Source organism: Acidocella sp. (genome assembly GCF_013044125.1).
Classification (GTDB): domain Bacteria; phylum Pseudomonadota; class Alphaproteobacteria; order Acetobacterales; family Acetobacteraceae; genus Acidocella.
In genome coordinates this window covers 1-9,701 of record NZ_JABEVC010000207.1, presented here as the reverse complement: position 1 = coordinate 9,701, position 9,701 = coordinate 1, and the positions used below count along the sequence as shown (strand labels likewise).

General features: G+C 64.1%; 6 protein-coding genes. 5 read left to right on the top strand and 1 reads right to left on the bottom strand.

What is annotated here, in order from left to right:
• The coding region (gene pyc / locus HKL97_RS12675; protein WP_291425906.1) for a pyruvate carboxylase at positions 1 to 3,435 on the top strand (3,435 nt) is incomplete at its 5' end.
• Positions 3,436 to 3,554: 119 nt separating this feature from the next.
• Here pyc and HKL97_RS12670 read toward each other — a convergent pair.
• Positions 3,555 to 4,457 carry a LysR family transcriptional regulator gene (locus HKL97_RS12670; protein WP_291425903.1) on the bottom strand — a complete coding sequence of 301 codons (903 nt, stop codon included), beginning with the start codon at positions 4,455 to 4,457 and terminating at the stop codon, positions 3,555 to 3,557.
• Positions 4,458 to 4,582: 125 nt separating this feature from the next.
• On the opposite strand from HKL97_RS12670, the gene HKL97_RS12665 reads away from it, so the two are divergent.
• The 4 genes from HKL97_RS12665 to HKL97_RS12650 all read left to right on the top strand — a co-directional run bounded on the left by HKL97_RS12665 (position 4,583) and on the right by HKL97_RS12650 (position 9,514).
• Complete coding sequence (locus HKL97_RS12665; RefSeq protein ID WP_291425901.1) at positions 4,583 to 6,082, top strand: CoA-acylating methylmalonate-semialdehyde dehydrogenase; 1,500 nt, start codon at positions 4,583 to 4,585, stop codon at positions 6,080 to 6,082.
• Complete coding sequence (locus tag HKL97_RS12660) at positions 6,082 to 7,242, top strand: acyl-CoA dehydrogenase family protein (RefSeq protein WP_291425899.1); 1,161 nt, start codon at positions 6,082 to 6,084, stop codon at positions 7,240 to 7,242. The genes HKL97_RS12665 and HKL97_RS12660 overlap by 1 nt, the downstream gene beginning before the upstream one ends.
• Positions 7,242 to 8,120 carry a 3-hydroxyisobutyrate dehydrogenase gene (gene mmsB / locus HKL97_RS12655; RefSeq protein ID WP_291425897.1) on the top strand — a complete coding sequence of 293 codons (879 nt, stop codon included), beginning with the start codon at positions 7,242 to 7,244 and terminating at the stop codon, positions 8,118 to 8,120. The genes HKL97_RS12660 and mmsB overlap by 1 nt, the downstream gene beginning before the upstream one ends.
• A 119-nt stretch (positions 8,121 to 8,239) precedes the next feature.
• Positions 8,240 to 9,514: an ammonium transporter gene (locus HKL97_RS12650; protein WP_408821135.1), complete on the top strand. Its 1,275-nt coding sequence runs from the start codon at positions 8,240 to 8,242 to the stop codon at positions 9,512 to 9,514.
• Positions 9,515 to 9,701: the final 187 nt, after the last annotated feature.

Genomic DNA, 9,701 nt, shown 5'->3' with positions numbered 1-9,701 from the left:
TTCAAACGCCTTCTGGTCGCCAACCGGTCTGAAATCGCCATCCGCGTCATGCGCGCGGCGGCCGAGCTTGGCATTCAGACCATCGCCATCTACCCGGAGCATGACAAACTCTCCCTGCACCGGTTCAAGGCGGATGAGGCGTATCTGATCGGCCGCGGCATGGGCCCCATCGAGGCCTATCTCTCCATCGAGGAAGTCATCCGCGTCGCCAAGCAGGCCGGGGCTGACGCCATCCACCCCGGCTACGGCTTCCTCTCCGAGAACCCGGACTTCGCCGAGGCCTGCGCCGCCGAGGGCATCGTCTTCATCGGCCCCTCGCCGGACACCATGCGCCGCCTCGGCAACAAGGTCGCCGCCCGCAACCTTGCCATCTCGGTCGGCGTGCCGGTCATGCCCGCCACCAACCCGCTGCCGGACGATGCGGCGGAAATCAAACGCCTGGCGGCTGAAGTCGGCTACCCGGTCATGCTCAAGGCCTCCTGGGGCGGCGGCGGGCGCGGCATGCGCCCCATCGAGTCCGAGGACACCCTGCTGGAATCCGTCCAGGCCGCCAAGCGCGAGGCCAAGGCCGCCTTCGGCAATGATGAAGTCTATCTGGAAAAACTGGTCCGCCGCGCCCGCCATGTCGAGGTCCAGCTGCTAGGTGATTCCCACGGCAACCTCGTGCATCTCTTCGAGCGCGACTGCTCCATCCAGCGCCGCCACCAGAAGGTCATCGAGCGCGCCCCAGCCCCCTATCTGAACGAGTCCGAGCGGGCCGAAATCTGCAAAGCAGCGCTCGCCATCGGCCGCGCCACCCAATACTGCAACGCCGGCACCGTCGAATTCCTGATGGATATGGACACCGGCAAGTTCTACTTCATCGAGGTCAACCCCCGCGTCCAGGTCGAGCACACCGTCACCGAGGTCGTCACCGGCATTGACATCGTCAAGGCCCAGATCCACATCGCCGAGGGCGGCCACATCGGCAACCTGCCCGAAACTGGCGTGCCCGAGCAGCAAAACATCCACCTCAGCGGCCACGCCCTGCAATGCCGCATCACCACCGAGAACCCCGAGAACAACTTCATCCCCGATTACGGCCGCATCACCGCCTATCGCGGCGCCTTCGGCTTTGGCATCCGCGCGGATGGCGGCACCGCCTACGCCGGCGCGGTCGTCACCCGGTTTTATGACGCCCTGCTGGAGAAGGTCACCGCCTGGGCGCCAACACCCGAGGAAGCCGTCGCCCGCATGGACCGCGCCCTGCGCGAATACCGCATCCGCGGCGTCGCCACCAACCTCACCTTTCTCGAAGCCCTGCTCAACCACCCGGACTTCATCGCCAACCGCTACACCACCCGCTTTATTGATAACACGCCCGCGCTTTTCCAGGTCCGCAAGCGACGGGACCGCGCGACCAAGCTGCTGCGCTACATCGCGGATGTCACCGTCAACGGCCACCCGGAAACCCGCGGCAAGCCGCTGCCCGCCGCGCATGCCCGCACGCCCGAGGCCCCGCGCTTCGGCCATGAGCGTGCGCCGGGCACCAAGCAGCTGCTCGACCAGCTCGGCCCCAAGGGCTTCTCCACCTGGATGCGCGAGCAAAAGCGTGCCCTGGTGACAGACACCACCATGCGCGACGCGCATCAGTCGCTGCTTGCCACGCGCATGCGCTCGTATGACATCATAACCGCCGCCAAGGCCTATTCGGTGGCCCTGCCGCAGCTCTTCTCGCTGGAGTGCTGGGGTGGCGCCACCTTTGATGTCTCCATGCGTTTCCTGCAGGAAGGCCCGTGGGAGCGCCTGCGCGGCATCCGCGAGCGCACCCCCAACCTGCTGCTGCAAATGCTGCTGCGCGGCGCCAACGGCGTTGGTTACACAAATTACCCTGACAATGTGGTCAAATTCTTCGTCAAACAGGCGGCCGAAGGCGGCATCGACCTGTTCCGCGTGTTTGACTGCCTGAACTGGGTGGAGAATATGCGCGTCGCCATCGACGCCGTGGTGGAATCAGGCAAGCTGGCCGAAGGCGCGCTCTGCTACACGGGCGACATCCTGGACCCCAACCGCGCCAAATACTCCCTCAACTACTACGTCGATCTCGCCAAACAGCTGGAGGCCGCCGGCTGCCACATCCTTGCGATCAAGGACATGGCCGGCCTGCTCAAACCCGCCGCCGCCAGCGTGCTGGTCAAGGCCCTGAAGGAAAACACCGGCCTGCCGATCCACCTGCACACGCATGACACCTCAGGCATCTCCGGCGCCACCGTGTTCGCCGCTGTCACCGCCGGGGTGGACGCCTTCGACGCCGCAATGGACCCGATGTCCGGCCTCACTTCGCAGCCCTGCCTCGGCTCGCTGGTTGAAGCCTTGCGTCATACCGAGCGCGACACCGGCCTCGACCCCGGCGCCATCCGCCGCATGAGCTTTTATTGGGAGGCCGTGCGCGGCCAGTACGCCGCGTTTGAGAGCGACCTGCAATCAGGCGCCTCGGAGGTCTATCTGCACGAAATGCCGGGCGGCCAGTTCACCAACCTGCGCGAACAGGCCCGCTCGCTGGGCCTGGAGAGCCGCTGGCACGAAGTCGCCCGCGCTTACCGTGACGCCAACGACCTCTTTGGCGATATCGTGAAGGTCACGCCCTCCTCCAAGGTGGTGGGCGACATGGCGTTGATGATGGTCAGCCAGAACCTCTCGGCAAAGGATGTCGCCGACCCGGTCCGGGAAATCTCTTTCCCGCAATCGGTTGTCGAAATGCTGCATGGCGACCTCGGCCAGCCGCCTGGCGGCTGGCCCGAGGCGTTGCAGAAAAAGGTGCTGAAGGACAAAACGCCCATCACCGTGCGCCCCGGCTCGCTCATCCCCGCGGCGGACATCGAGGCCGTGCGCAAAACCGCGGCCGAGCGCTGCGGGATCGAGTTCACCGACCAGATCCTCGCCTCCTACCTGATGTACCCGGAGGTTTTCACCAACTTCAACGCCTCCATGCGCACCTATGGCCCGGTCTCCGTGCTGCCCACGCCGGTTTATTTCTACGGCATGAAGCCGGGTGACGAAATTTCAGTCACTCTGGAGGCCGGCAAAACCATGATCGTCAGCCTGCAAACCCTGGGCGACACCGACGAGGACGGCAACGTGCGCGTCTTCTTCGAGCTCAACGGCCAGCCCCGCGTCATCAGCGTGCCCAACCGCAACGCCACCGCCGCGCGCCCGGCCCGCCGCAAGGCCGACGATGCCGACACGCGCCAGCTCGGCGCCCCCATGCCGGGCTCCATCGCCGCCATCCTGGTGCGCGAGGGCGATCAAGTCACCCAGGGTGAACCCCTGCTCGCCATCGAGGCAATGAAGATGGAAGCCCAGCTTACCGCCCCGCGTGAAGGGGTCGTCAAATCCATCCTCGTGCGCCCCGGCGAGCAGGTGGACGCCAAGGACCTGCTGATCGAATTCGTGTAAGCCCCCAGCGTATCCCAGATCCTGATCGCTTTAAGTGCGATCAGGCTCTGGACGTTTTTCTGAGGGCGATTCACGCTTTCGGTTCGCTCAGGCGAGCGAGCCTCAAACGATCGCACTCTCTACCCAAAAAACCCGGGGCTTTGCGCCAGCTCGGCGGTGATGAACGCGGCGGCCGCGCGCACATGCGCGGATTTGCGGTTGTCTTCGTGGATATGCATGAAGAACGAGCGCTTCAGCGCGACCTCTTCCGGCAGCACAGGCACCAGCCCCGGATGCAGCCGGGCGATGAACGCAGGCAGCACGCAAAGCCCGCTCCCGGCCGCGGTGGCATAGGCTTGCGCGGTGAGGTTGGTGCTGCGGATGCGCGCGTTGATCCCGGGGCCGATGCTGCTGAGGTAGTTAAGCTCCGGCGTGAACAGCATATCCTCGATATAGCCTACAAAGCCGTGCCGCGAGAGATCGGCGGGGCTGCGGATCGGCGGGTGCGCCGCGAGATAGCCGCTCGCGGCATAGATATGCAGCCGGTAATCGGTGAGGCGGCGCGAGACGACGCGCGCATGCTCCGGCGAGGTGAGGCTGATCCCGATATCCGCCTCGCGCTTGGAGAGGCTGAACACCCGCGCGGTCGCCAGCAGTTCGATTTCCAGCCGGGGGTGCAGGGCCGCCAGCTTGTGGATGCGCGGGGCGAGAAAAGCGGTGCCGAAGCCATCCGGCGCGCCGATGCGGATGGTGCCCGAGACCGCCGGGTTTTCACTCTCCATAGAGGCCGCCTGCAAATAGCTCGCCTCCATCGTCTCCGCGATGGGCCGCAGCTGCTCCCCGCTGGCGGTCAGATCATACCCCAGGTTGCTGCGGTAGAACATCCGCGCCGCCAGGCGTTCCTCCAACCGCTGGATGTGCCGGGCAACGGTCGTATGGTCCGTGCCCAGCGCCTCCGCCGCGGCCGAGAGCGTGCCGGTGCGCGCCACCGCCAGAAAATGGCGGAAATCATCCCAGTTTTGCGCGCGCTTGCGTCCGGCCATGGCATGCCCCTGTGCGGATCAGCGCATTGTGCAAAAATGCGCAATGATTGCGGAAGAATTACTCTTCATCGGGCATGTTAACGCGGATAGAGAATGCCGGCAAGAACAGCCCCGAGGAGAGACCCATGGCGCGCGAATTAAATCATTTCATTGGCGGCAAGAGCGTCGCCGGCACATCCGGCCGCTTTGCCGATGTTTTCGACCCCAACACCGGCGCCGTGCAGGCGAAGGTGCCCCTGGCCAGCAAGTCAGAGGTTGAGGTCGCAATCGCCAACGCCGCCGCCGCCCAGCCCGGCTGGGCCGCGACCAACCCGCAGCGCCGCGCCCGCGTGCTGATGAAGTTTCTCGAGCTTATCAATACCGAGATGGACTCCCTGGCCCGCCTGCTCTCCTCCGAACATGGCAAGACCGTGCCGGACGCCAAGGGCGATATTCAGCGCGGCCTCGAAGTCGTGGAGTTCGCTATCGGCATCCCGCATCTGCTCAAGGGCGAATACACCGAAGCCGCCGGCACCAATATCGATGTCTACTCGATGCGCCAGCCGCTCGGCGTCGTCGCCGGCATCACCCCGTTCAACTTTCCGGCGATGATCCCGCTATGGAAGGCCGCCCCGGCGATTGCCTGCGGCAATGCCTTCATCCTCAAGCCCTCCGAGCGCGACCCCTCGGTGCCGCTGCGCCTGGCCGAGCTGTTTCTCGCCGCCGGTGGCCCGCCGGGCATCTTCAACGTGGTGAACGGCGACAAGGAAGCGGTGGACACCATCCTGCACGACCCGCGGATCATGGCGGTCGGCTTCGTCGGCTCCTCCCCGATCGCGAATTACATTTACGCGACCGCCGCCCAGAACGGCAAACGTGCGCAATGCTTCGGCGGCGCCAAAAACCACGCCATCATCATGCCGGATGCGGATATGGATCAGGTGGCCGACGCCCTCATCGGTGCCGCCTACGGCTCCGCAGGCGAGCGCTGCATGGCGCTCTCCGTCGCCGTGCCGGTCGGCAAGGCCACGGCTGACGCCCTGGTGAAAAAGCTGATCCCGCGCGTTGAAGCGTTGAAGATAGGCCTGTCCTCCGATGCTGGGGCGGATTACGGCCCGCTGGTCACCAGGGACGCGCTGAACCGCGTGAAGGGCTACATTGACGAGGGCGTGGCCGAAGGCGCGAACCTCCTGGTCGATGGCCGCGGCTTCAAGATGCAAGGCTTTGAGAACGGCTATTTCATCGGTGGCACCTTGTTCGATAATGTCACCCCCGAGATGAAAATCTACAAGGAGGAGATTTTCGGGCCGGTGCTCGCGGTGGTCCGCGCCGCCAATTACGAAGAGGCGCTGCGCCTGCCCAATGAGCATGAATACGGCAACGGCACCGCCATTTTCACCCGCGATGGCAACGCCGCGCGCGATTTTTGCGCCCGCGTGCAGGTTGGCATGGTCGGCGTGAACGTGCCCATCCCCGTTCCGATCGCCTACCACACCTTTGGCGGCTGGAAGCGTTCAGGCTTTGGCGATCTCAACCAGCATGGCCCGGACTCGATCCGCTTCTACACCAAGACCAAGACCGTCACCTCGCGCTGGCCCTCGGGCGTGAAGGATGGCGCCAGCTTCGTCATCCCGACGATGGATTGATGACCATGGGTGGCCTCTCGTTCAATCTTGATGAAGATCAACTTGCCATCCGCGAGATGGCCCAGGCGTTCGCGCGCGAACGTCTGGCGCCTTTCGCGATCGAATGGGACCGGGAGAAGCATTTTCCGGTCGATGTGATGCGTGAGGCCGCCGCCCTGGGCATGGGCGGAATTTATGTCGATGAGGCCTACGGCGGTTCGGGGCTGACCCGGCTGCACGCAGCCCTCATCATCGAGGCGCTGGCAGCCGGCTGCCCGGCTGTCGCCTCCTATATCTCCATCCACAACATGGCCGCCGGGATGATCGACCGCTACGGCAACGCCGCGCAGAAGGCGAAATATCTGCCCCGGCTGTGCAGCATGGAATGGCTCTCCAGCTATTGCCTGACCGAACCGGCCGCCGGGTCCGATGCCGCCAGCTTGCGTACCAAGGCGGTGCTGGATGGCGAGCATTACCTCGTCAACGGCGTGAAGCAATTCATTTCGGGTGCGGGCACGGCGGAAGTCTATGTCGTCATGGTGCGTACCGGCGGCGAGGGGGCTGGCGGTATTTCCACGTTGATTATCGACAAGGACACGCCCGGCGTCTCCTTCGGCGCCAATGAATACAAGATGGGCTGGAACGCCCAGCCGACCCGGCAGGTGATTTTTGAGGATGCGCGCGTGCCCGTGGCCAACCGGCTTGGCCCGGAGGGCATCGGTTTTAAAATCGCGATGGCGGGGCTTGATGGTGGACGCATCAACATTGGCGCGGCCTCGCTCGGCGGGGCGCAGGCGGCGCTGGATAAAACCATCACCTACCTCTCCGAGCGCAAGGCGTTCGGCAAACCCATCGGCACGTTCCAGGCATTGCAGTTCCGCATTGCGGATATGGCAACCGAGCTGGAGGCCGCGCGGCTGCTGCTCTGGCGCGCCGCCTGCGCGCTGGACGCCCATAGCCCGCAGGCCACGCTGCAATGCGCCATGGCCAAGCGCTTCGCCACTGATGCGGGATTCGAGATCGCCAACGAGGCGCTGCAGATGCACGGCGGCTACGGCTATCTGGCGGATTACGGCGTCGAGAAAATCGTGCGCGACTTGCGGGTGCATCAGATTCTTGAAGGCACCAACGAAATCATGCGGGTGATCATCTCGCGCCAGATCATGGGAGACAAAAAATAATGGCGAAAATCGCATTCATCGGCCTGGGCAACATGGGCCTGCCGATGGCTATCAATCTGGTGAAGGCCGGGCATGAGGTGAACGGGTTCGATCTGGTGGCCGCCGCCATCGAGGCTGCGGCCAAGGCTGGGATTAAGGTCATGCCGAGTGCTGCGGCGTCTCTCGCGGGGGTAGAAATCGCTATCACCATGCTGCCCAATGGCCAGCTGGTGCTGGGCGTTTATAACGATATTTTAAGCGCGGCCGCGCCGGGTACGCTGTTTGTCGACAGCTCGACGATCGACGTGGACAGCGCGCGCAAGGCGCATGAACTGGCGCGGGCCGCCGGTTTCGCGGCGGTGGATGCACCGGTTTCCGGTGGCGTTGGCGGGGCGGCGGCCGGCACGCTCACCTTCATGGCCGGTGGCGAGGATGCGGCGTTTGCGCGCGCCCGGCCGGTGCTGGAGGCCATGGGCCGCAAGATCGTGCATTGCGGCGGCGCCGGCGCCGGGCAGGCGGCGAAAATCTGCAACAACATGATTCTCGGCATTTCGATGATCGGCGTCTGCGAGGCGTTTGTGCTGGGCGAGAAGCTGGGGCTTTCGGCGCAGGCGCTTTATGATGTCGCTTCCACCTCGTCAGGCCAGTGCTGGTCGCTCACCAGCTATTGCCCGGTGCCTGGCCCGGTGCCGGCCAGCCCGTCCAACAATGATTACAAGCCGGGCTTTGCCGCGGCGCTGATGCTCAAAGACCTGCTGCTCAGCCAGGACGCCGCCGCCAGCGCCGGAGCGGCCACGGCGCTTGGAAAGCATGCCGCTGAAATTTACCGGGAATATGTTGATGCAGGCCATGCGGGGATGGATTTCTCCGGCATTATCAACGCGATCCGCGAAAAATAAGCCGCCACGCCGTTCCGCATGTCCTACTTTCCTCCGGCCTTGACCGCCGGAAGCGTATTAGAATAGCAGACAGGCCAAGCGGCCCCTCGGGGATGTCGCGCCAACACATACTCTGAGGGATGCCGGAGCCAATGCAGCAAGTTCAGCCGGGCAATGTGGCCTGGGTTCTCATGTGCACGATTTTGGTGCTGCTGATGACCATTCCGGGGCTGGCGCTGTTTTATGCCGGCATGGTTCGCAAGAAGAACGTGCTCGCGATCATGATGCAGTCGTTCATGCTCTGCGCGGTGATGACCGTGCTGTGGATGATTGTTGGTTATTCATTGGTGTTCACCAACGGCAATGCGTTCATCGGTGATTTTTCCAGGGTTTTCCTGCAGGGGCTCGCCGCTAATTGGGATAAGCCGTTCACCCTCGCGGCGGGAACGCCCTACGCGGCGCAGACGACGATCCCCGAGAGCGTCTTTTTGATGTTCCAGATGAGCTTCGCCATCATCACCCCCGCGGTGGTGACCGGCAGCTGCGCCGACCGCATGAAGTTCTCCGCGCTGCTGATTTTTTTCACCCTGTGGTCGCTACTGGTTTATGCGCCGCTGGCCCATTGGGTGTGGGCGCCCACCGGCTGGCTGGCTAAAATGGGCATCGCCGATTTCGCCGGCGGGACGGTGGTTGAGATCAACTGCGGGGTGACCGGGTTGATCTGCGCGCTGATGCTGGGCAAGCGTCTGGGCTATGGCCAGGAGAACATGGCGCCGTGGAACCTCAGCTACGCCGTTATCGGCGCTTCGCTGCTGTGGGTTGGCTGGATGGGTTTCAATTCCGGCGGCGCCATGGGGGCCAACGGGCGCGCCGGGATGGCGGTGCTGGTGACCCAGATTGCCGCCGCCGCCGCCACTTTGTCCTGGATTTTCGTGGAATGGGCGGTGCGGGGCAAACCCTCGGTGCTGGGCGCGATTTCGGGCGCGGTGGCTGGGCTGGTCGCCATCACCCCGGCGGCGGGGTTCGTGCTGCCGGGCCCGGCGCTGGCGATTGGCCTGGCGGCGGGGTTCGTCTGTTTCTGGACCGCGACTTCGATGAAATCCGCCCTGGGGTATGACGATAGCTTGGATGCGTTCGGGGTGCACGGCATCGCGGGGATTATCGGCACGCTGGCAACGGGCTGGTTTGCGTATGGGCCATTGTCAGCCACGTTGGCGGCGCCCGGCGGTGTGGTGTTCGGCGGCCTGGCGCTGCTGAAGGTTCAGGCCCTGGGTGTGCTGGTTACGGTTGTGTATTGCGCAGGCGTGAGCTGGGTTTTGCTAAAAATCACCGATATGGTGGTTGGCCTGCGGGTGACGCGCGAGGAAGAGCGCGAGGGGCTGGATATTGTGCTGCACGGCGAGCAATTGTTTTAAGCCGGGTTGCGCCGGGCGTGATGCAAGGGCGGTCTTCGGGCCGCCCTTTTGCGTGGTGCTCCACGTGGAGCGTTTGTGAGGTTTGTTTTATAATACCAGCAGCCCTAAAGATTGACGCATGCCCAGTCTCTGGTTCCGATTGAGGTAATTCGAGCTGCGTCATTGGCGATGAAATTCCAGGCTTCTT